Source organism: Enterococcus sp. LJL98, assembly GCF_054871745.1.
Genome location: NZ_JBTXLU010000014.1, coordinates 38,108 through 61,865 on the forward strand (window position 1 = coordinate 38,108; position 23,758 = coordinate 61,865).

The 23,758-nt window shown below is 38.0% G+C and carries 15 protein-coding genes, 2 tRNA genes and 1 pseudogene; 3 read left to right on the forward strand and 15 right to left on the reverse strand.

Annotation, left to right across the window (positions count from 1 at the left end; translation table 11 throughout):
* Positions 1–55: 55 nt before the first annotated feature.
* Positions 56–2,485: pseudogene (locus tag ACYSNO_RS11070) on the reverse strand (hydroxymethylglutaryl-CoA reductase, degradative).
* A gap of 176 nt (positions 2,486–2,661) precedes the next feature.
* Here ACYSNO_RS11070 and ACYSNO_RS11075 point away from each other — a divergent pair.
* Positions 2,662–3,813 (forward strand): hydroxymethylglutaryl-CoA synthase, encoded by a 1,152-nt coding sequence (locus ACYSNO_RS11075; RefSeq protein ID WP_461731154.1) that lies wholly within the window; start codon positions 2,662–2,664, stop codon positions 3,811–3,813.
* Positions 3,814–3,977: 164 nt separating this feature from the next.
* On the opposite strand, the gene ACYSNO_RS11080 is transcribed toward ACYSNO_RS11075, so the two are convergent.
* The 14 genes from ACYSNO_RS11080 to ilvD all read right to left on the reverse strand — a co-directional run bounded on the left by ACYSNO_RS11080 (position 3,978) and on the right by ilvD (position 22,288).
* Complete coding sequence (locus ACYSNO_RS11080) at positions 3,978–5,972, reverse strand: KUP/HAK/KT family potassium transporter (protein WP_461731155.1); 1,995 nt, start codon at positions 5,970–5,972, stop codon at positions 3,978–3,980.
* A 454-nt stretch (positions 5,973–6,426) separates the two neighbouring features.
* A tRNA-Gln gene (locus ACYSNO_RS11085) sits at positions 6,427–6,498 on the reverse strand.
* Between the two features lie 7 nt (positions 6,499–6,505).
* Positions 6,506–6,578 (reverse strand) — tRNA-His (locus ACYSNO_RS11090).
* A 148-nt stretch (positions 6,579–6,726) separates the two neighbouring features.
* Positions 6,727–8,163: a helix-turn-helix domain-containing protein gene (locus ACYSNO_RS11095; RefSeq protein ID WP_461731156.1), complete on the reverse strand. Its 1,437-nt coding sequence runs from the start codon at positions 8,161–8,163 to the stop codon at positions 6,727–6,729.
* Between the two features lie 2 nt (positions 8,164–8,165).
* Complete coding sequence (locus ACYSNO_RS11100) at positions 8,166–8,888, reverse strand: hypothetical protein (protein ID WP_461731157.1); 723 nt, start codon at positions 8,886–8,888, stop codon at positions 8,166–8,168.
* An 11-nt stretch (positions 8,889–8,899) separates the two neighbouring features.
* Positions 8,900–9,724 (reverse strand): class A sortase, encoded by an 825-nt coding sequence (locus ACYSNO_RS11105; RefSeq protein WP_461731158.1) that lies wholly within the window; start codon positions 9,722–9,724, stop codon positions 8,900–8,902.
* Positions 9,690–10,793, reverse strand: a complete 1,104-nt coding sequence (locus ACYSNO_RS11110) for a DUF916 and DUF3324 domain-containing protein (protein ID WP_461731159.1) — start codon at positions 10,791–10,793, stop codon at positions 9,690–9,692. The genes ACYSNO_RS11105 and ACYSNO_RS11110 overlap by 35 nt, the downstream gene beginning before the upstream one ends.
* An 80-nt stretch (positions 10,794–10,873) precedes the next feature.
* Entirely contained in the window at positions 10,874–11,629 is a 756-nt protein-coding gene (locus ACYSNO_RS11115; protein ID WP_461731160.1) for a WxL domain-containing protein, read from the reverse strand.
* Between the two features lie 59 nt (positions 11,630–11,688).
* Entirely contained in the window at positions 11,689–12,471 is a 783-nt protein-coding gene (locus tag ACYSNO_RS11120) for a WxL domain-containing protein (protein WP_461731161.1), read from the reverse strand.
* 37 nt (positions 12,472–12,508) lie between these two features.
* Entirely contained in the window at positions 12,509–13,108 is a 600-nt protein-coding gene (locus tag ACYSNO_RS11125) for a WxL domain-containing protein (protein ID WP_461731162.1), read from the reverse strand.
* Complete coding sequence (locus tag ACYSNO_RS11130; protein ID WP_461731163.1) at positions 13,105–13,410, reverse strand: hypothetical protein; 306 nt, start codon at positions 13,408–13,410, stop codon at positions 13,105–13,107. Before ACYSNO_RS11130 ends, ACYSNO_RS11125 begins: the two co-directional genes overlap by 4 nt.
* Before the next feature lie 666 nt (positions 13,411–14,076).
* Entirely contained in the window at positions 14,077–16,821 is a 2,745-nt protein-coding gene (locus ACYSNO_RS11135; RefSeq protein WP_461731164.1) for an Ig-like domain-containing protein, read from the reverse strand.
* 404 nt (positions 16,822–17,225) lie between these two features.
* A complete protein-coding gene (locus ACYSNO_RS11140) occupies positions 17,226–20,033 on the reverse strand; it encodes a pectate lyase-like adhesive domain-containing protein (RefSeq protein WP_461731165.1) in 2,808 nt (935 codons plus the stop codon).
* A gap of 560 nt (positions 20,034–20,593) precedes the next feature.
* Entirely contained in the window at positions 20,594–22,288 is a 1,695-nt protein-coding gene (ilvD, locus tag ACYSNO_RS11145; RefSeq protein WP_461731166.1) for a dihydroxy-acid dehydratase, read from the reverse strand.
* A gap of 202 nt (positions 22,289–22,490) precedes the next feature.
* Here ilvD and ACYSNO_RS11150 point away from each other — a divergent pair, with 202 nt between their 5' ends.
* Both ACYSNO_RS11150 and ACYSNO_RS11155 read left to right on the forward strand, forming a co-directional pair.
* Positions 22,491–22,832: a metal-sulfur cluster assembly factor gene (locus tag ACYSNO_RS11150; RefSeq protein WP_461731167.1), complete on the forward strand. Its 342-nt coding sequence runs from the start codon at positions 22,491–22,493 to the stop codon at positions 22,830–22,832.
* Between the two features lie 325 nt (positions 22,833–23,157).
* Positions 23,158–23,310 carry a hypothetical protein gene (locus ACYSNO_RS11155; protein ID WP_461731168.1) on the forward strand — a complete coding sequence of 51 codons (153 nt, stop codon included), beginning with the start codon at positions 23,158–23,160 and terminating at the stop codon, positions 23,308–23,310.
* Positions 23,311–23,758: the final 448 nt, after the last annotated feature.

The window sequence follows — 23,758 nt, forward strand, 5'->3', positions numbered from 1 at the left end:
TTTCCATTTTATTAAAGTTCAAAAATTTCTTTCTTAGGAAGCCTACGACAGGCAGTTACGATTTGGATCGTAAACGCGCCAAAATCGCTCTTCCTTGTTGTTCGTTCATCGGTCCTGCTTTTAATTCATTGGCAACTCGCACAACTTCGTCTCCTCTTGCACCAATACTCAGTGCCAAAGAGCGAGCTTGTAATGACATATGTCCTTTTTGTATGCCCTCAGAAACCAAAGCTCTTAAGGCAGCTAAGTTTTGAGCGAGTCCTACAGCAGCAATCACTTGAGCAAGTTCTTTAGCAGAAGACACATCGAGTAACCCTAAAGCGGCCTGCGCTTTAGGAAGTACTTTGGTGGCACCACCAACTGTACCTATCGCCAACGGTAAGGTTAACTTTCCTTCTAAGCCCTCTGATGTGACTTGCCATTGACTCAATCCGCGATATTGTCCCTCTTTAACCGCATAGGCATGGACAGCTGCTGAAACCGCTCGTGTATCATTCCCCGTCGCAAGAATCACCGCTTCTACTCCATTCATAATCCCCTTATTATGAGTCGCTGCCCGGTAAGGATCCAATTGTGCAAAATGTGAAGCTGCTGCGATTTTTTGTGCAACTTCCAGCCCTCGACCATTTTTTGCTAAGGCTTCAAACGGAACCAAACAGGTCGTTGTCACTAATGACTCTGTCGCATAATTACTTAAAATACTAAAAAGGATTTCTTCCCCAAACCATTCACGAAAACATTCAGCCACGCCTTCCAAAATTGTATTGAGCATGTTTGCTCCCATTGCATCTTGTGAATCTACCAGAAAATCAACCGATAGAAACGAAGCATCCTCGGTGAAACGTCGAACCTCAACCGTTCGTAAGCCTCCACCTCGTTGAACAATGGATGGATAAATTTGATTGGCTCTTTCAAAAATCATTGGTTTTTTTGCTTGAATTTGTTGTACCAGCTCGTCTGCTTGAGTAACATTCATTAAGACGATTTGCCCACGCAATTCTTTTTTAGGCATTCGACTCGTAAAACCACCTGTTGCAGCGACCATTTTCGCACCATGACTACAAGCAGCAACTACCGAAGGCTCCTCTGTCGCCAAAGGAACGAGATATTCCTTTTGATTCACCTTCACATTTAACGCGACACCTAACGGAATGGAGACTTCGCTAATTTGGTTTTCAATCAAATGATTCGCTACCTCTTCAGAAAGGATTGTTTTTTGAAATTCTTTCTTTTCCGTTTCCGTGATTCGACCTTGTTCTATAAGAGCGGCTAAACGTTCTTCTGGTAACAATTGATAGAATTTTTTTGTCATGTCTCCTTACTCCTTCGTACGTTCTAGCAATATGGCTAAACCTAAACCACCACCAATACACAATGAACCCACTGCATAACGTCCATCGATTCGTTGCAATTGATGCAAGGCTGTCGTTACAATCCTAGCACCTGTCGCACCAATCGGATGTCCTAAAGAGACGCCACCGCCGCAAATGTTGACTCTCTCAGTTGGCAAGCCTAATTCCGATTCAACCACTAAGGAGGTCGCGGCAAACGCTTCATTGATTTCATACAAATCGATGGCTTCCACTGTTAAATGATTTCTGGCTAATAATTTTCGAATCGCTGAAATCGGAGAGATCCCCATTACGCTTGGATCAACACCTACTTCGACAATATCACGAATGACACCTAAATATCCCAAACCTTGTTGGTCTGCGTATTCTTTTGAGGCTAAAAGCATTGCCGAAGCCCCATCATTAATCGTTGAGGCGTTACCTGCTGTCACACTGCCTGCTTCTTTAAAAACAGTCCGTAACTTCGCCATTTGTTCGAGGGTCGTCCCTCGACGAATCCCTTCGTCTTGATCATAAGTTTGTCCATCGATGACGATTTTGTGAATTTCTTCTTTAAAATAACCAGCATCTTGAGCTGCTGCCGCTTTTTGATGAGATTCCAGTGCAAAAATATCTTGGGCTTCGCGCGAAATGCCATATGTTTCTGCGACTTTTTCAGCAGTTAAGCCCATGTGCTTCTCACTAAAAGCATCCGTCAATCCGTCATGAAGCATCACAGATTGTGCCTTGGAATATTGATCCAAACTTTTATCATAATGTTGATAAACAGGCGCTTGACTCATACTTTCAATCCCACCTGCTAATACAACTTGCGCTTCACCAAGTTGAATCGTTTGTCGCGCCAAGGCGATGGCTTTTAGACCGGACCCACAAACCTCATTAATGGTCGTTGCAGGTACTTCGACAGATAAGCCACTTTTTAAAGCAATTTGTCGTGCAGGGTTTTGTCCCGCGCCGGCCTGTAAGACGTGACCGAAAATGACTTGTTTTATTTCATTTTTAAGCTCTGTATTTCGAGCAAGTAATTCCTTTGATATTTCCACACCTAAAGTGACTGCACTTAGGCCCTTTAATTGACCTTGATACTTGCCAATTGGCGTTCTCAAAGCGTCAAGAATAACAACTTCCCTCATTTCAAACACCTCCAAATTGAACTATAGCACGATGGTAGAAAAAAACAAATCTTCTTTTCAAAATTTTCACAAATTTTCGTTCTTTTTTAATAATCAGTAAATTCCCTCCTTTTTTTTTCAAAATTACAGAAAGTTATGGTAAATTAAATGAGATAGAAATCTAAAGGAGAATCACTATGAATATTGGCATTGATAAAATCAATTTTTACGTTCCACCCTATTATGTTGACATGGCCGAGCTCGCAATCGCTCGTGATGTGGATCCAAATAAATTTTTAATTGGTATCGGTCAAGAACAAATGGCTGTTAATCCAAAAACCCAAGATATCATTACTTTTGCTGCCAACGCTGCAAAACCCCTCTTAACCCAAGAAGATTTGGCGGCGATTGACATGGTGATTGTTGGAACTGAATCCAGTATCGACGAGTCCAAAGCCTCAGCAGTCGTCTTGCATCGCCTACTGGGTGTTCAACCTTTTGCACGCTCATTTGAAATTAAAGAAGCTTGCTACGGGGCAACGGCCGGTTTACAACTCGCAAAAAATCACGTACTCGCTCACCCGAAAAGTAAGGTGTTGGTGATTGCCTCTGATATTGCCCGATATGGCTTAAATTCTGGTGGAGAACCGACACAAGGTGCAGGTGCCGTTGCGATGCTTATCAGCCAAAATCCAAAAATCTTAGCTTTAGAAGAAGAACAAGTCATGCTCACCCAAGATATTTATGATTTTTGGCGCCCGGTGGGACACCGTTATCCACTTGTTGATGGACCGCTTTCAAACGAAACATACATCCAGTCCTTTCAAAAGGTATGGACGCGTTATCAAGCCCTTTATCAACGAAACTTAGCTGATTTTGCAGCCTTGGCGTTTCATATTCCCTATACGAAAATGGGGAAGAAAGCCCTCCTTGCGATTTTAGAAAACGAAACAGAAACGGAACAAGCACGCATGCTCGCTCAATACGAAGCAAGCATCCTTTACAGCCGTCGCGCAGGAAACCTGTATACAGGTTCCTTATATTTGGGTTTGATTTCCTTATTGGAAAACGCTACGAATTTACAAGCTGGTCAGCGAATTGGACTTTTTAGTTATGGATCAGGAGCCGTTTCAGAATTTTTCAGCGGCCTACTTGTTGAAGGTTTTGAAAAACAATTAGCCGGCGCTGCGCATCAACATTTACTCGATCAACGAACAAAACTAAGCATTGCTGCCTACGAAGCGATGCTCACAGATGAAATCGATACTTCAATCAATGCAACTTTTGATGATTCGACACCATTTAGCATTACAAAAATCGAGCAGACCGTTCGGAGCTATCGCTTCTAAGAAATATCGCACCCGCAATAAAGCAGCCTAACAGAAAAAGTAAGGATTAAGTGAATAGAAAAACGCTCGAACCATATTCCTGCCATCTATCATAGGAAATACTAGAATCCTTTCATAAAAACAAAGAGCTCCGACGACTTGTCGAGGCTCTTTGTTTTGACATGTCACGAAATTGATTCTTTTCGTTCGCGTAGCTGTATTTGTGGTTTACGCCCGATTACAAGCGGAACCGTTTCATGACGAATCTCGCTATATTCTAACCCGAACCACTTTTCTGGAGAAGTCGTCCATTTTTTGATAGCAAGTTTTAATAGCAACGCTTGACGTTCCCAACGATTCAAAGCACTATTATTTGATAAAGATTCATGAATCAATACAAATTGAAAATCCCCTACTTCACGTCCTGGTAGAATTGAATATTTCTGTGGTTGCTTGTCTAGACGTCCATTTTCCATTAAATGATGAATGATTTGTCGTAAATAAAGATTGACTTCTTGATTGACTCGAAAACCTAAAAAGAGCTGAACTTTTACAATAAAATCAGTATCTAAAGTGTCCACCGTAAACTCTTGAGTATAAGGTTCATCTGTCACCACCACATTTAAAAACCAGTAGACTTTGGCTTTCTTTGGTTTTTTATCAAGAATCGAATACAAAAATGCTTTTCCGACTAAGTTACCATCCATTCGCGGAACTAAAAAAACAGCATTGGTTTGAAACAAGGGGATGGTCGGGTCCTGCCTAAGCTCGGCTAACTGAGGAAGAAAACACCTTAAGTCCACGTCTTCTGCTTCACGCTCTTCAATTACATTCCCCCATTGCCAAATAATCATTAGCAGCAAAAGTAGCACTGCTATGATTACTGCGACAAATCCCCCATGGAAAAATTTCGCAGCACTCGATAGAAAGAAAATCGTTTCAATTATTCCAAAAAAGAACGTAACCATAATTGAAAAAAATTTTGAGTGTTTCGCTTGAATTAAATAAAAATAAAGTAAAATCGTCGTCATTAACATGGTCACCGTTATTGATAATCCATAGGCTGCTTCCATCTTTGAAGAAGTTCGAAAAGTCAATACAACCAGCGAACAAGCAAGCCACAGGAGAAAATTTACTGCCGGAATATAGACTTGTCCAATCGTTGATCCTGGATAAACAAGCGTCAAGCGCGGCAGTAAATGTAACTTAATGGCTTCCGAGACAAGCGTAAATGAACCCGACAATAAAGCTTGAGAAGCAATCACTGCGGCAAGTGTCGCAAAAAACACCCCGAAAACTAACCATCCTTTTGGTAAAATCATAAAAAAAGGATTGAGATTCGCCACTTCCAAATATTCACCTGCTTCAATGACTCGACTTAACCAAGCAGCTTGTCCTAAATAATTTAAAACCAAACAAATTTTAATATAAGGCCAACTTAAATAAATGTTGTGCTTTCCAACATGCCCCATATCGGAATAGAGTGCCTCTGCCCCTGTAGTGGCTAAAAAAATGTTCCCCAAAATTAAAATACCTAAACGATTTTCAGGGTTCACAAGTAAACGAAAGGCATACATCGGATTCAACGCTCGAACCACGGATAAATCTTGTCCAAAATGGAATAAACCCACTAGACCTAAAAAAGTAAACCATAAAAACATGACAGGACCAAACGTTTTTCCAACCACATCCGTTCCAAATCGTTGCAATCCGAATAAAACCAATAAAATCCCTAAAGTAATCGTGATAATTACCCCTTGATCCATTCCGAATAAATCATAAAAAAACGGTACTCCACGCAATCCTTCGATAGCCGTTGTAACGGTAACGGCGGGTGTTAAAACGCCATCGGCTAAAAGAGCCGCTCCTCCAATCATGGCTGGGACAATCAGGATTTTTCCTTGTTTTCTCACCAACGTGTATAAAGAGAAAATCCCTCCCTCTCCATGATTGTCAGCTTTTAAAGCAATCAAAACGTATTTAACCGTTGTTAATAACGTTAACGTCCAAAAAATTAAAGAAACCGTACCAAAAACAAAGGAACGATCCAAAGTGGCCAGTCCCCCATTGCCTTCCACGACGGCTTTCATAACATATAACGGACTTGTCCCAATGTCCCCATAAACTACTCCCATTGCAATCAATAATCCTGCAACCGATCGCTTTTTCTTCTTACTCATTTTCCGCCAATCTCCCTCACTAACATCGATTCCTCATTCGTATTTTGAATTTGTTAAACAAAGCCCATTTTCTTCGACGAATGTCATGTATTATGCGCTTTTTCATTCATTCGGTCAACATGAAAAAGCCAATCAAAAAGGCGGTTTTCATAAAATTTTGTAATTGTTCCAGTCAAAGAAACCAATCAAACGGTCGCTTTTTACGCGAAGTCTGCCATTTTTTTCGATCCAGCCCTTCCGTATATCATGACTTCTTTCTAAAGAACCTCTTTTCATTTTCGAAAAAGCCATTTAAAACCGCATAGCTAGAACATTTCACTAGAAGGAAAGGACAGAACCTTTAAAATTCTGCCCCTTCCATTGCCACTCCCAGTTCACGAGTCCAATCTTTCTAAAAAAAAACAAAAAAACGTCAATCAAGAAGAAATTCTTAATTGACGTTTTTATAATTAAACTGGGGTAGCTGGATTCGAACCAACGCATGAGGGAGTCAAAGTCCCTTGCCTTACCGCTTGGCTATACCCCAATATAAAGGCGAACGAGGGGAATCGAACCCCCGAGTGTCGGAGCCACAATCCGATGCGTTAACCACTTCGCCACGATCGCCATCATTGGATGAAAGAATCACTTTCCATCCATTGCGATTATCTCAACCACAACAATTAATTATTATACACGGTTAGAAAAAAAATACAAGCCTTTTTTCACTTTAAAATAACAAAAAAAGGAAGAACCTAAAGACGAGGCCTCTTCCTTATCGTAACATTTGTTCTCTTTTATTTTTTTGATATTTTTCTTCCTTGATCTCTAATAAATTATTCGTTAAGATCACCCAATCTACCGTTCTTGGTGGATCTAACCAAACCGTTGTTGAAATATTTTTATTAGAATACAAGCCATTGACGTTCGTAATGACGACGTCTGGTTGTAGCTCCCAATCAGAATCAACAAATAAAATATTCAAGTTCACATAAAATGTAAGATTCTTTTTGATAAACTGGTTATATTCTGTTCCGTAAGAAAAATCAATCAAAATTTTAATAGGGTCATTGATGACATGTAAAGGCACATGATTAATTAATAACATCAAGTAGTGAAAGAATAGAAAAACTTTGCCTTTTTCTAACTTTGCATAACTTTTTGTAATCTGATTCACTTCATTTAATAGGAAATAATAAAACTCTGTGTAATTTTGTTTAAAAAATAAAATATTAATTTCATAATCTTCAAACAAGCTCATCGGATGATAACTAATATTAAAATGAATTTTGGCTAAACGAAAGTATAAGTCCTCTCTCACTTCTTCTGATACTTGGATAAACTGATTGGACAGCTCATCGATAAAGTGCTGATTCAAATGCATAATCGTTTCACTCGACTCTAGACAAACAAACGACTCATCTAATTTTTCATGGATATACAACCAATAAATAATATTTGAGACGAAGGTTTGAGACTGGTCTGAAAATAACTGTTGGAAACGTAGCAAACATTCTGGCGTGAAAATAGCTCCAGACTCGTCATAACTTGCAACATCTAGATACGTATCCCTTTTTCCAAAAACGGCAAGATAATGGAAGAGTTGACTTTTTTCGTAACCTGATAAGGAAAAGTTTTTTTCAAGCACCGCCAAAATAGCATTTGTGACATTCATCACTTCTTTTGAATAAGATTCCTCATGTGGTAAGTGTACAAAAGAAAAGAGGCTCGATAAGAACAAGGCAACATTTCTTTGATTCCCGATGAAATCTCCTTTATCAAAAAAGATTTGATAGGTATTTAGTTCTTTCTTCAACCCTTGCAAGGTACTATAGGCAACGGAATAGCTGACATGATTGTCATAGGAAAAATCTTCCATTGAATGGAACTCTTCTTTAAAAAACGAAAGAAGCATTTTCAAGCTTAGTGATTCACTTAAGTAAGCAGCTAATAAAACCTTGCTCGAATAATCACCAGTAATTTCTAGATTCATTTCATTGTTGTCTTCACTCAATTGAAAGCTATCCGTTAAATCAAACCGTTCCAAATCCAACATTAACTGATTCAAGGTTTTCTTTAATACGAAGCTAGACATACCTAGTTCTTCTTGCGCTCTCCATGGGGTATCTGTCAAATCAATGCATTCTTCTAAATGTTTCAGTAACAAGTAGCTTCGACGATCTTCTCTGTTTAACAAAAATTCATAATTCATAGTTATACATTCTTTCTCCCATAAATAATAGTTCCTGTAAAATCAGTAATTAGTTGAAGGTACAAAGAGGTCTCATCTCCTCCACTTCCGCTACCCCCAGAGCCTTCCTCATCATTGTTGCCATCATTTAAAATTAATTCTTCACGAAGCATCAATTTTTTATGTCGCTCTGTTTCTCTTCTGGATATCTCTATTTTCTTTTCTTTTTTTCTTATCGGTTTGTCAGAGGGCTGCGTTTTTCGTTCAACACTTGATTCTTGTACGGTTTCCGTGGTTGCTTCCTGGTCTGACACCCGCTCGGAATCAACGGTCGATGCACGCTGTTGCTCTGTTTCCACAGTACTCGCACCCACTTCTTCCGATTGCAAAACAGCCACACTGTTTTCTTCCGAATAAGTGGGTGTTTCAATAATCATCGGGTGAGAACTTGGTACTGTTTCTATTTTTTCTTGACTTTCTGGTTTCGGCTCAACTTTTGGTACCTCAACTTCTTCCTTAGAAGAAATGACCGGTCGACTGCTTTCGGTTCTTTCTTCTGAAGATTCCGTTTCATCATCGTCAAACCCGTCTGGAATAATAGGTTTCACAACATTGTTGGGATTGATGGGGTCAAAAATTTGAATATCATCATCTGACACACTTTCAGCCATAATTCTAACACTAGATAATTGAATAAAAGAAAGAAAAAGTGAACTCCATCGGATGAGATTACGATACTTTTTCATTAGGATTACCTCTATAAATAACGTAAAATACAATAAATACACACACTTAATAAGATTAAAACTCCTATTAGAGGTAACATATTATATTTTAACATATCTTTCCGATTTTTTTTATCTTTTTGATCTTTTTCTTCTTCAAAATTGAAATTCTTAAGATTTTTTTGTTCATTTACCAATTGAGACTCCGTTACATTTTGAGCAATCACAACCATTCGATAGGCCGTCAAGTCAGGAACGTCACAAGTAATCAAAGTTAGATGAGGCGTATCTGTGTTTTCTAACACTTCTACCTGATTTTCATGAATGATTCCTTTTTCAATAATTTCGTATTCATGGATTTTATCCAATGTTCGAACAAGCACTTTGTCTCCTAGCGTCACCTTATCCAGATTTCCTAAAAGCAAACCGGTATTACTTAAATGATGTCCTAACATAACCACATTATCTTCTTCAAATGTTCGAGTTGGATCCTCGATTCCTACCCCAAAAAGCAATTGTTCTCTTTGCAAACCAGAAAAAATCGGTGCCCAAATCCCCACGGAAGGGATTGAGAGTTCACCGACTGCATCGTCAATTTTTTCTGGAGAAGCGAAAAGATAATCTTCTAACTTCGGTGGCACAATAAGTTCATTTTCCATAAGTGAATGGTTTGTACTACCTGTATCCAATCGTTCGAATTGATCGATTGAAAAGGACGCATTCGAACGTATCACTTTCATTGAAACAATTGTATTTTTGATTAGCGGAAAAGAAAGAAAACCAACACCGAATACTAGAAAAGCAACAATGATTAATTTAAGACTATTTTCCGTCTTGTTCGTCTTTTTCTTCTTCATTTTTACGTCTTCTCCAAACTAAGAAAATGATTAGTAGTAATACAACAATTAAGAATAACAAGCCAATTACTACATATAATAAGAAATTGTCTTCTTCCTCAATTGATACATCTGTTTCGTTTAACTTTTTGGCAACTTCACCCTCGATGGTAAAATCTTCTTCAAATTCCCAAAGATTGTTGAAGGTCATTTCGGTTTTTTCTCCTTCAACTTCACTCACTCTTGTGTATTCACCGTTATCATTACGATTTCCATACACAGTCATTGATAAGTGATAGTCGCCGGCTTCCAAACGTTTGCCTTCTAAGGAAGTTGGAAACTCAAAAGTGGAGTTCGGTGCAATTTGCAACTTCTCTTTTTTCGATTCATAGAGAACTTCCTCACTGCCTTTTTTAGTAATCTGTGTTTCAACAACCACTTGATTAATATACGTCATTTGATCGTTTTGTACTTCAGAAATGATTGCATTCCGTGCATTAATTTGATCTGGAAAAACTTTTTTCAGCGTAAGATTTGGAGCGACTTCATCAAGTGTTTGGCGCATTAGTACAGCTACCACATAAGAATACTCATTTTTAATGGTCATTCCTGACTCTTTATCTTCGGTTTTCTCTTCATTGATTTCTTTAAATGTTAATCCACCTGCAATCACACCATCAAAAGAATCACTTGGCATTTTTGCTTTGAAAGCAATATGTTCTTGACTTTTCGGTTTTAAAACAACTTTTTCCGGTCCTTCAAGGTAGTCTGCCAAATCGTAGGCTAAACTTTCATCTTTAGGAATCTCATTTGGCCCATATTCGACAATGACGTTTTTATTGGTTGTTGCCCGACTAATCGATATGCCAACTTGAACTTCTTTATCCGTATCATTTCTTAATAGAACACTTAGCGATTCTTCTTGATTTGGTTTTAACTGCACATCAAAGTACGTTTTTTCCTTATCAATTTGACTCGCTGGTGTTTCTGTAATCACTGAAAAGTTGAATTCACTCGCAAAAGCAGTTGGTGTATAACTTGAAATTAACCCAATGACAAAAATCGTCAGTACCAAAATTTTCTTCTTCATGTCCTCGTCTACTCCTTTAAATCTTAAGGGGAAGAGAGAACCTTCCCCTTAGCTTTGTTTTCCTGCGTATTTCATTCCTCTTATGCACCAGGTGTATTTGACATTACCCAATTGATTGTTGTTTTATAGGTATCTTTATACTTCGTTGTTTTACCTGGGACTTCTAATTCAATACTTGTTTCTGCTTCTGTTGCATCTTGCCCCCAATACAATGAGTAGGTTCCAGCACCCGCTCCTGCTTTAGCAGACATGATCGGTTTTTCACCGGTAGTCAAAGCGAAGACGCCATCCTCTAAGTGTGCCGTAGGTCTGCCTGATTCAGACACAGTTCCAATATTTTGATTTTTAAAGATGATTTTTGCACCAGTCAATTCTTTTCCACTCTCTGTTTTAAATTGTTCTGGTTGGCTCACGGATAAGGTCCAACCTGACTCATCTCCACGATTATCGGTTACTTGGACAAAGTTTGGTCCATGTTGAGTAGCATTGGTAGGGTCATCAGAGTATGTAAATTCTTGAAGATTAGCGTAGTAAGTTTTTGTGCTCGTACTAATTTCTTGTTCACCAAAATGTAAATGAGAAGCAAAGTCAATTGATAAGGGTCCACCTGTACCAGGTTCAATTGGGTCCGTTGGATCCGTTGGGTCGATTGGTTTTTCTGGGTCCGTTGGATCAACTGGGTCCGTTGGCTCCGTGCTTGGAACAAAGCTCACATCTGCATTCGATGTTTTTTTCGAACCATTTTCATCATGAGAAATTTCCGCAAAGACATCACTTCCAAATGCTAAACTACCTAATAATACTGCTGACATTAATACAACTGTTGATTTTTTCAAAATAAACACTCCATTCATTTTTTTTATTTATTTTTTTATAACTTATTAACCGCTAGAAATTAATTTTCAACTACATCAATGAGGTTCCAAACAAGTTTTGTTTGATAGGTAACTGGATCTTTGGGACTCTCTCCAGGGACATGTAGTTGTACAGCTTTTGTGACGTCACATACTTGTTTTTTTCCGTGCTCGTCTTTTTCATCCACTGCTTCGACCTCTCCCCAATAAGCGACCCAAGTACCTGCGCCAGATTCTGAATCTGCGACTACTACTTTCGTTTCGATTCCCGGAACTAATGAAAGTTCGTTGCTTGCTACTGGAGATGCAGTGCCTTGTGCATTACTTTTAACTGTCGGTTGTAACATTCTAATCATCGCACCTTCTAATACTTGGTGCTCTGTTTGCTTTGTGGCTTGAAACTGACTTTCTTGCTTGACAGTTAAAGTCCAACCAGAATATACCCCTCGACGATCAGAGACTTGAACAAAATTTGGTGTTTTATTTAAGTCCTCCTCGTAAGCTTGCGCCCTTGCATAGTATACTTCGTCTCGATTTGAAATCGGGTTCAAGCCAAAATCAAACTCTGAAATATAATCAATCGAAAGAGGACCGGTTGTGCCTAAATCTGGCCCTCCTGGATTAACTGGCGCTATCGGCTTCACTGGAAAATCAGGATCTGGATCTTCTGGATTCACTGGATCAACCTTATCGTTTCCTGGTTGATACTTGATTCTTCCATTCACTGATTTATCCAGTCGATTCGCTGCATTCACCTGTGTAACTGGCAACATTAGGACCAAAGAAATCCAAACGAACGACTTCATTAAGCGCTCTTTTTTCATGTTTGTCTTTCTCCTTATTCGTTCTATTCACTTTTAATTATGGGGCTGGCACATCTTCAAGCGCCCAATTCATTGTTGCTGTATAGGCTTGTTTTAAACGGACCGTACCACTTGGAATCGTTAAATTCACTGAATCACCATTTTCAGCAAAATCATAATTCCACTCCCCAGCTCCTTGGCCATCTTGCGCGCCTAGCAAGAGTGTTTTTTGTCCATAATTGAGTTTAAACCCTTCTTTTACAACGGAAGGAGTATTCTCATTTTCTGTTGCTCCTGTTAGTGTACCCGCTGAACCAAATTCAATTTGGGCCCCCACTAAAGACTTAGTATCCGCTCCAGTAAATTCACTTCCTGTTACAGACAGCGTCCAACCCGTCGCTGCTCCACGAACATCAATTACTTGAATGTTTGCGTCTGCTACTAATGGATATGCTACCGCTCCAGTTTGAATCTTTTGTTCACCAAAGTTAAAGTCAGAAACATTTTCTAACCTTAAGGGACTTTGTGACGTGTCTTGGACAAAACTAACCTTCCCTGTTGTTTCTTCTGATCCTACTTCATCAGCTGAAATAACATCGCCACCTACGACAAGCCCTAATAAAATTGCTACGGACGAAAAGAATACTGTTTTTTTCATATCTGTAATTCTCCCTTATTTCTTTTTGTATAAACAATGAATAAAAATGTGCTACTTAATAAAATAACTCCTGCATTTTGATATCGGGAACTGTTATGGTCTCCTGTTTGAGGTAATCTTCCCGATGGTTTTTTATTTGTACCTCCACCAGTTGGAGGCAACTTATTTGGCTGTTCATACTTTCCATAAAAACCCGTTTGTCCACCTACAGTTCCACTTGCATTTGCTACATCGGTTGGAAAGGCAATATTTGCTAGAATGAATGCTAGAAATAAGCTGAAGAATATAAAAATTCGTTTCATCTGTCTCCTCCATTTCTTCTATGTGCTTATGATTGTATCGGCCATCAATCTATAACCTATTATATATAAGAGTTTTCAATTTGTTTGTTTTTATTTTTTTGTCTTCAGGTAAATAAAAAAACAAAACGCATGCTCTCAATCCTAGTTCAATACTTTTTTCATAAAAAAATGTTTTTTTTATCACAAACTCATTTGTAAAAAACGAATTTTATAACAAAACTAGCAAAAAGCATGCCCTATTCAAGATTCAGGCAAGCTTCCAACTATCCGTTTCTTGAACCTTAAATCACATGAGTAAGAAAAAATCCATTAAAATAGGACGGTTTTCCAGCAAATCACCTCTACACCAGTAGCTCAATTGACAGCCAGAGTCATTATTTAGGCATTGAAAAAAAATCGTTGAATGGACAAAACTGACAAAAAGAACTCTCAAATTAGAATCTGCGCTAATTTGAGAGTCTACTTTTCATTGATGAATCCCTTAATCCATCGGTTTTTTCTTTTGGACCAAATTTCTTTGATTCAATAATATTACTTGTTCGGTTATCCTCAATGATGATTGCGGTCATGAAATTTCTAACTTAGAATGGAGTGTTCTAGGTTCATCTTTCTTTGTCCGTTATTCATTGTGAATTTGTCCATCGCTTGGGCAAGCTGTTTTTTCGCTTATGGATTACTTGGTGAGCTTTGTAGCGTCCAACTTAGTTCTCCGCTATAATCACCTAATAACTGTTTTGTAACAGGAACTGTTAAGGCTAGCCCGTACGTTTCATTCCATTTACTTGACACATCGACTTTCTCGTTTGAACTCGCTTCATTGGATTCAATGACATTACTTCCACTATTAATTTCTATTTGCCGACCATCGGATGTACGGTAAACCAATACATCGTTTAATACTTTCTTCCCAAACGTTAATGGTTTTTTTTCAGCTAATAAGAGATCCCAATTACTTTTTTCCTCTCTTGTATCTGAAACAATGAGACCTTTCGTTGGTTTTTCAGGAGTAATCGTTTGTGTTTCTGACATAATCATTTGTTTACCAAAATCAAGGGTGTCAGGAACGGAAGTAAACTTTAATTCTCCTAAAATTGCAATGGTTGTTGCAGCCCGGAAGAGGGTATCGCGAAATGGTTCATCCACGTTTGGATTAATATTTCCTTGTCCATTGTTCGTTCCGAGTGCGTCCAAATCTGGAAGCTTACCAGCTAGCGATCCGGCATTATCTTGAAGGAAAACTTGCAACTGATCCCCTTTAGATAATGTTTCCTTTGATAAATCAATTTTCCATTTCCCATCATTACCTACAATCGTTTTAGGAATTGTTACAGCTGTTCCATTTTTTTCTAATGTCACGGTACTACCAACTTCACCTGTTCCTGATATGGTTTTAATACTTGCTACTTGTTTCGTGCCACCATCAATTTGTGCAGGTTCAGGTGGTGTGACATCAAGGACAGTCGTGTCCACTTGATCAGAGGTTTTATTTGCGAATCTAGCAACGGCATTGAATGTTTCTCCAGCTTGCTTAAATGTTTCTTTTGCAAAAGAGTATTCTGCATACCCATCATTATTGGTCTTAACATCCTTAGCTAATAAACGACCTGTTTCATCATAAAAATTAACAAAGGCTGGATAACTTTCAGTGGGGTACAACTCTTCAGGTGGCTCATTTTGATTTTCACTGAAAGAATAGCCAATAATCACCCTTGCTTTCATTTTTTTATCTGCATCCGTTATTGCATCCCATTTCACTTCTGGTTTTTGAAGATTCCAACCAGCAATCCGAGTATAACTTTCATTAAACTCTGCTGGTTTTTCTACTCCTGGTAGCTTTATTTGGACTTTATCCAATCCACCAATCGCTCCCGGGGTTGCTTTGAAGGACTCGATATAACTAAACGCGCGATCTGGAGAACCACTAACTCCCTGTTTCCAAAGGCTAATGCTTGAATTAATAATATTCATTCGAAATTCTCCAATTTCTCCCTTAATTGCAGGAGCGCCTTGGTTGACTCTTTTATTTTGAATATTATAGTGCTTTGGATTTTCAATCGTTAATTTATTGTTATTATTATTGGTTAGTTCGGGCATTGGTGAAATCATTCCCCAATTTAATGGTTTTCTTTCTGTATTCCCAACGAAATCAATCGTAGATCCTTCCTTTGCATGAATCAAACTATTGCTTCCTCGGTATAAAATGAGAGGGTTAAACGAAGTAGCCTGATAAACATTAAAGGTTCCACCATTTTCAACAACAATCTTTTTTTCTCTAGGACCTTCAAAAAGTAATGTTGGAGGGTAGGATACATTTCCATCTGTTTCACTGTCTAGTGTTACAACTGCATCTTTTTGAATGAGAAGAGAGAAAACATTATCAGCGGCATCTCCCACATACCCCATTCGAATGGCAGGGATGACAGACTTAATTGATAAACGAGCGCCTTCTTCTACAAGAATATTCTCAAAGTCTTCATCAATAATCGATTTAAAAGACTCCGTAGTTTTTACTTGGTTGCTTAAGTGAATTACGCTATTCTTTCCTATTTCAAAATTTCGATCAAGTTGTTTTCTTACCTTTTCATTTGACGGGTAAGAAAACAACGGTTTACCTGCCCCTAGCGAAACCCCCGTGTATTTGGTTTCATCCGCAAAAATTGCACTTCCAATCACAAAGTTTTCCGCATTAGTTGTTACTTCTAATTCACCAAACAACAACACTTTCGATGCCTTGGCAACTAATACGCTTGTTGTTTTCCCCTTAGGTACAACAAAGTCCCCAAATTCAAAGCGCCATTTATCCGAAATAGAACCTTCCGAGGTTACAATATTTGAATCGGAAGTAACGACACCAAAATGATGTAATTTTAGGACACTCGCGGTAGACGACGGGCTATCTACAACAATTGGATTGTCTTTCAAATGCAAGTCAAATCCTCCACCATCAATTTCGAGACTGGCGGTCCGTTTCGTTAAATTTAAAGCCCCTTTTGTGATATTTTGAGCTAAGGTGATTTTAGTCGTCTGCGGATTATTAAATGCCGTAGCAAAATGTTCCCAATCATTTACGACAACTTCAACTGCCCGCACCTTCTTCAATTGATTCTTTTCCTTTTTTTCTTCTGACTCTTGCTTCGATGTTTCCTCTGCACTAGCGTTTGGTATTGATTCGCTTTCTTCTTCTTTGGGAATTGATACCGTATGCTCACTCTCTTGTTCTGAACGTTCATCTGCCGAGGATTTTTCAGAATGAACTTCAGCTACACCTGGGTAAGCAATTCCTGAATTTGCTGGTACATCCATTGTCTCCTTGCTTTCAGACTCAGAACTTTCTGAAGCAAAAGAAACAGGTACAAGCGTCGTCATAACTAACCCACTAGCTACTAATGATATGACACTTTTGCGAAACATCACTCTCCCCCTTTTCTTATCATAATTTTGACTCTTTTTCTTTTTTCGATTGATATGGCCTATCCTCGAAAATCATTCGCACAACTTTATTATAGATTTCACTTGTCAAATTTATTATTTTATTATTTCGGCGCATTTTAAAAAAAAGAAACAAAGTTTGATTCCTCAAGGGCCGCAACCGTTAAATCATTCGTTTTTAACCTCTACAACTCTGAAAGTCCGCACGAAAAAGAGTCGATACACCATAGAATAAATAACTATAAACTTAAACGAAGCTTGTATTGTTCGTATTTAACCTATAAGCTATAGAAAAAATGAACATTAAAAAACCAGAAAGTGACTACTTTTAGTCATTTTCTGGTTAGATTTATCATTAAATGATTTGGATTTTATTGTTGCTATACTTATGGATTACCTGGTACGTCCTGTAACTCCCAACTTAATACTCCCTCATACGCACCAAGTAATTGTTTTTGTACAGGAACCTTCATTATTAATCCATGTTGTTTATTCCAATTGCTCGACAACTCAAAGTCCCCATCTTGTTCTATGTCACCTGTCTCAATCACTTCGAGTGCATCATTAATTTTAATCAAAGTACCATCCGATAGTTGATATTCAAACACATCAGTTAAACTACGTTCTCCCACAGTCAACGGTGTTTTCTCTGACAATAATAGTTTCCAAGTGGCGTTAGACCCACGGGTATCAGAAATAATCAACTGGCCAGTGACTGCCTCAGGAGTAAACGTTTGTTCTTCGGATTTGACAACTTGCTGACCAAAATCAATGACTGTTGGCACTTCTTTAAATATTAATTCACCAACAATATTCACAATTGTCCCTATTTCAAATTTTGCATCTTTATAGGTTACCTTTTCTTTCTTGGGATTTCTATTCCCTTGCTCATTATTGGTTTCAGGTACTTCTGACACTTTTCCAACCAAAGAACCGGCATTGTCTTGTAGAAAAACTTGTAACTGATCCGATCTTTCTAAGGGAACATTTGATAAATCAATTTTCCATTTGCCGTCGTTATCAACAATCGTTTCGGGAATTGCTACGGGTTCACCATTACGTTCTAAAGTGACTACGCTACCGATTTCTCCAGTTCCTGATAATTCTTTTGTACTCGTCACTTTTTGATTACCGCCATCAATAACGGCTGGATCAGGAGGTGTAGCATCAATAACGACGGTTTCCATTTGTTCAGTGACTAGCTCACCTATTCTAGCTGTCGCCTTTAACTTCGAATTTGCTTTGTGAAATTTTTTAAAATCATGGGAGGCAATCCCTTCATCATTTAATAATATGTCACTAGCAAGTAGATGATTCTGTTGATCATAAAAATCTACTTTGACAGGCATATCCTTAGAGGCATAAATTTTTTCCTGTTGATCAGTCGGTGAATCCCCAGGCTTATAGCCTACAACTACTCGAACACTCCCTGTTTTCTCCGCATCCGTGATTGCATTCCACTCAGGAAATGGCATAAAATCTCCTACGCCTGAAATCCGGTTATATAAGCCTAAAAAGCGCTCTGTTTTTCCAAGCTGATCTTCAATAGTGATTCGATCATAGGTCAATACCTCTTCTAGAGTCTCATTTGGGTCTCCACCATTTAGCATCGCATGTTCTAATTTAAAAGAACTAAGTAATGGGTAGTCTTTTTCACTTGGAGTATCCTTAATTCCCCATAAACTTACTCCTGCATCTAAAATAGTAAAAGTAAAGTCGGATAGCCATGGTTTAATAGCAGAAGAGCCTTTATTTTTATTTTGTAAGTTAAAATAAGCTGGCTTATTAAAGACCATCTTATTTTTTTCCGATCCCGCAATTACACTAATCATCGACAAGAGTAATTCTGAGTATCCTTCAGAGGAATTTCCTACAAGATTGATGATCGATCCAGGATCTGCTTGTAAATTTGTATTATTTCCTCTAAATAAAATTAAAGGACGATCATTTCTACTTTGATAGACATCGAAACTCCCACCACTTTCAACGATTACTTCTTTCGTTGAATTGGGACCCTCAAACAGCAAGGTTGGGGCATAGATACCAGCCGTTGAGTCTGAATTTAAATTTACCTTTGCACCATCTTTGATAATCATTGAATACTTATCGTTTTCCAAACCTGAAGTACCAAACCTAATCGCCGCCCCTCTCGTGAAAATATCCAAAACCGTTTCTTCTTCGACCAAGATCGAACGAAAATAGTCTTTAATCGCTGATGTGCTTGCATCAGGGGTTTCTGTCTCATTCTTAAGCGAGATCACACTATTTTTCCCAGTCCGAAATTCGCGTTTTGCACCTGTGGCTGAAGAATCAACTTTAACTGTCTGATAATCGAATAGAGGGGCTCCTGGGTTAGTAGAAACCCCCGTATAAATTGTCTCATCAGCAAAAACTGCACTACCAATAGTAAAGTTTGCGAACAATGTGTGTACGGTATTTGATCCAAATATCATCACTTCTGATAAAGGAGCATGTAAAATACTATGGACACTGCCTGACTGAACGTTTAAATTTCCAATTTCAAAACGCCATTTAGCTGAATATCCATCAAGCGTCTTAAAATTAATAGTAGGGTATAGATCATTATTTTTAATAGATATATTATGCAATTTAAAGACATTTTCATTAGATGAAGCAGCCCCCAAAGCTAAATAATCCGATTTATTAAAATCAAGTTCAAAACCACCACCATCGATCTCAATACTGTTTGTTCGAAGTTGAAAATTCAGATAAGGCGAGTGATTTTTTACAATATTATTCGTTAAAGTAATTTTACGAACCGATGGATTACTAAACGCATCATAAAATTCCTCCCAATCACTTACTGAAATTTCACCTTCTTGCAACTCTTTTAAATTGCTTTGACTTTCTGTTGTTCCTTTTTCTTGATTCAAGTTTTTCTCCTTAACATGCGAGCTTGAATCAAAGGTTTCTTTTGTTTCGCTTGTACTTGAATTCACTTGTTCTTCCTCAGATAATGAATGACTCCCATCTTCTTCCTTTGCTATCTGACCAGAATTGGATGAGTCCGTTCTCTCTTCAGAAACATCTGGATAGATACTTTCAACATTCGATGGCGCATTGACTTCCTGAATGCCTTCATAATCCGAATTCTCTGATGCATAAATAACAGGAATAAATGTAGAGAAGAATAGGCTACTTGTTATTGATGCAAGTATTATTTTTTTATACATTATTCTCACCTTCTTTTATAATCTTTAAAATCGTTACACGATTTTTTGTCCTTTCGCTTTTCTATGATGCTCACTTTGAAACGAACTATACTACTAATTATAAAGACCTTTTTTTCTTATATTCTTTTATTTTTTACGAATCTATATAAATAATAAAAGAAAGATTGATAGACCAACTATTATACGTTGTCCTTTTTTTGTTTTTTTATAATAAACATTCGAAAAATGTGAACATTTTATCAATTAGAGAGAAAATCCGGTTATTTTTTTTATGTTTCAGAAAAATTCATTAAGCAAAAATGCTTCACTTCTTTAGCACACGCTTAGTTTTTGGTTTGATAGCGAATCTTTCATTCCTCTGGTTTCTACAAATGAACCTTTGAACAACGATCGCTGTCCCTCATTAAAAATTTTATTATGAAATGACACACCTAAAATAACAATGAAGCAACCTCCTAAATCAACCGAATAAAAAAAAGTAGAGCCCACATTGCGCTCTACTTTTTTTAAATTCAATTTTTCTAACCAAAAAAGCATTCTTTCTCAAATACGACTTTTTGTCACTCTTTCTTCCAAAAATCAGTAATCGCGCCTTTGGAAGAACTCGAAACAATATGGGCATATTTCCCTAGTACCCCTCTTGAATGCAGGGAGGGAATGACTAACGCGGCTTGACGTTTAGCTAGTTCTTCTTCTGATACTGCCATGGTCAATTCTTTCGTATCTTGATCGATTGTGACTTCATCACCCGTTTGTAACAAAGCAATCGGTCCGCCATCTTGTGCCTCAGGTGCGATATGCCCGACAACTAAACCATAGGTCCCACCAGAAAAGCGTCCATCGGTTAATAAGGCTACCGTTTCTCCTTGCCCTTTTCCAACAATCATACTGGATAAAGATAACATTTCTGGCATTCCTGGGCCACCTTTTGGTCCAACGTAACGAACTACAACCACATCACCATCAACAATTTCATCAGACAGCACCGCCTGAATTGCTTCTTCTTCGGTATTAAAGACCTTAGCTGGCCCCACGTGGCGACGGACTTTCACACCAGAGACTTTAGCTACGGCACCATCTGGAGCTAAATTACCGTGTAAAACGATTAAAGGTCCGTCTTTACGCTTTGGATTTTCTAATGGCATAATGACTTTTTGTCCTGCTGTTAGAGAAGGAACTTCAGCTAAATTTTCAGCGATTGTTTTTCCTGTGACCGTCAAACAATCCCCATGAATGAAACCATGTTCATATAGATACTTCATAACAGCCGACACGCCACCGACTTCATAAAGATCTTGGAAGACGTATTGACCACTTGGTTTTAAGTCCGCTAAATGGGGAACTTTTTCTTGAAAATCATTAAAATCATCTAAAGATAATTCCACGTTTGCAGCATGAGCCATCGCCATTAAATGTAAAATTGCATTCGTTGAACCACCGAGTGCCATCACGACGGTTATCGCATTTTCAAAAGCCTTTCTTGTCATAATATCTTTGGGGAAGATTCTTTTCTCCAATAATTTTAAGACAGCTTCACCCGCAGCTTCCACGTCTCTTAATTTCGCCTCTGTTGTTGCAGGGTTGGAAGAAGAACCAGGCAGACTCATGCCCATTGCTTCAATTGCAGAAGCCATCGTATTGGCCGTATACATCCCTCCACAACCACCTGGTCCTGGACAAGCATTACACTCAATTCGACGAACTTCTTCAGCTGTCATATCATTATGGTTCCATTTGCCAATCGCTTCAAAAACAGAAACTAAATCAATATCTTCGCCATCCAATTTCCCAGGAGCAATCGTCCCACCATATACAAAAATTGACGGAATTTCAGTATTGGCAATCGCAATCATACAGCCAGGCATGTTTTTATCACAACCACCAATTGCAACAAAAGCATCGCAGTTTTGACCACTAACTGCCGCTTCCACTGAATCTGCAATAATATCTCTAGAAGGTAACGAATAGCGCATTCCTGGTGTCCCCATCGCAATACCATCTGCTACCGTAATTGTACCAAATTGAACAGGCCAACCACCAGCTGTTACAACTCCTTTTTTCGCTACTTTTCCGAGGTCGTGTAAATGGATGTTACAAGGCGTGTTTTCAGCCCAGGTACTAATAACTCCAACAATTGGCTGTTGAAACTCTTCATCCCCCATCCCGGTTGCACGTAGCATCGCTCGGTTCGGTGATTTAACCATACTATCATAAACATTACTTCGAATTCTGATATCTTTTTTATTATCTGTCAATTCAATAAGCTCCCTTCCATTCAATCGAAATTTCTATTGAAAACTATTTTAAAAATTTTCTGATTACTTTATATTCTAACATATTCATGAGAATTTTCTAGTAATAAGATGAAAAAATGATTAATTATTCTTCTTGCAAATTAGACCTTTCTATGGAAAAATAAGAAGGTATATAATTTTTAATATAGAAAGGATTTTAGCAATGCGAGAAGATATTCAATTAAATCATCGTGCCGCTGCAATTAGCGAGCAATTAATAGAACAATTACAAACCATCTTCGATCCAGAGATTGGTTTAGATATTTATAACTTAGGTTTCGTTTATGAGATTCATCTGGACGAACAAGCACACTGTGAGATAACCATCACCTTTACTGGAATCGGTTGCGAATGTATTGAGTCCATTCCAGATGAACTAAAAGTTGCCTTAACGAAAATTGACGAAATTCAAACCGTCGATGTCAAAATTGTTTGGTCTCCCGCGTGGAAAATGACGCGAATTAGCCGATATGGTCGAATCGCCTTAGGTGTCAACCCTAACTAAAGTCTAACAAAAGCCTTGTGTTACAAGCTTTTTATTTCATTCAAAAAAAAGGACCGATGGCAAAAAATCATGCCACTCAGTCCTTTTTTAATGCTCTTGCCAGATCAGAAAAACAATTAATCATTCAATCAGTTAGTGGGACTTGTTTTTAATTTTTTTGACAACTGAGCACTCTTAAATTGTTCGTTTACTGATAAATTTCCCCGAAAAATTGATTTTTTCATTTGAATGACACAACTGAAGGCCACTCGGTAGATAGAAGTCGAATTTCATTTTTTCAATAGTATGATAACATCTTCTTATGAAATAAAAGGAGGAAACTCGTATGTTACTTATTTGGAAAAAGAAAGGATTACTCGTACCTCTATCTATCCTTTTAGGTTATGTCCCTTTAATTGCATTGGCAGGATCGAGCATCTCACAAAATTTTCCAGTTGGATCGATTCAACAGAGGCTAATCGGAATGATTACCATCTAAATAACACTCTTGCCTGCACTTATTCATTTTTTATTCACTAAGTACTTTCTCAAAAATGAAGGCATAAAAGTTGTAACTGATGGAAACGGCCAAAAGTATTATCTCAAAAACGACAGCACCTTTTTCTTTATAAAAAATACTACCTGGACTAAAATTCTAGTCGTACTTCCGATACTTATCACGCTAAAATCTTTTTTCTAATTTCCTCATCCTTTTTCTAGATTACCTTAGAAAATATCGATTGACTTCATAACTTTTCTATTCGTTATTTTAGCTATTACATGAATGAGCAACCTCACTTCTTGTAGCGCCTTTTCAAACGTGTGACACTGATTTCACAAATCTGAAAGTTGTTTGCGACAGGAGGTTGCTTACTGCTTTAGATTTTTTCTTCTCTCTTTTTTCATCTACCCGTTTTTTTATCTCCATCAGAACGTTTTTCCCTCCA

Coding starts and splice junctions, on each gene's coding strand:
- ACYSNO_RS11105 (WP_461731158.1), bottom strand. CDS start 9,724: ATGAAGAAGAAAAAGACGAACAAGACGGAAAATAGTCTTAAATTAATC.
- ACYSNO_RS11100 (WP_461731157.1), bottom strand. CDS start 8,888: ATGAAAAAGTATCGTAATCTCATCCGATGGAGTTCACTTTTTCTTTCT.
- ACYSNO_RS11075 (WP_461731154.1), top strand. CDS start 2,662: ATGAATATTGGCATTGATAAAATCAATTTTTACGTTCCACCCTATTAT.
- ACYSNO_RS11135 (WP_461731164.1), bottom strand. CDS start 16,821: ATGTTTCGCAAAAGTGTCATATCATTAGTAGCTAGTGGGTTAGTTATG.
- ACYSNO_RS11140 (WP_461731165.1), bottom strand. CDS start 20,033: ATGTATAAAAAAATAATACTTGCATCAATAACAAGTAGCCTATTCTTC.
- ACYSNO_RS11150 (WP_461731167.1), top strand. CDS start 22,491: ATGCGAGAAGATATTCAATTAAATCATCGTGCCGCTGCAATTAGCGAG.
- ACYSNO_RS11095 (WP_461731156.1), bottom strand. CDS start 8,163: ATGAATTATGAATTTTTGTTAAACAGAGAAGATCGTCGAAGCTACTTG.
- ACYSNO_RS11155 (WP_461731168.1), top strand. CDS start 23,158: ATGTTACTTATTTGGAAAAAGAAAGGATTACTCGTACCTCTATCTATC.
- ACYSNO_RS11120 (WP_461731161.1), bottom strand. CDS start 12,471: ATGAAAAAAGAGCGCTTAATGAAGTCGTTCGTTTGGATTTCTTTGGTC.
- ACYSNO_RS11130 (WP_461731163.1), bottom strand. CDS start 13,410: ATGAAACGAATTTTTATATTCTTCAGCTTATTTCTAGCATTCATTCTA.
- ACYSNO_RS11110 (WP_461731159.1), bottom strand. CDS start 10,793: ATGAAGAAGAAAATTTTGGTACTGACGATTTTTGTCATTGGGTTAATT.
- ACYSNO_RS11080 (WP_461731155.1), bottom strand. CDS start 5,972: ATGAGTAAGAAGAAAAAGCGATCGGTTGCAGGATTATTGATTGCAATG.
- ACYSNO_RS11125 (WP_461731162.1), bottom strand. CDS start 13,108: ATGAAAAAAACAGTATTCTTTTCGTCCGTAGCAATTTTATTAGGGCTT.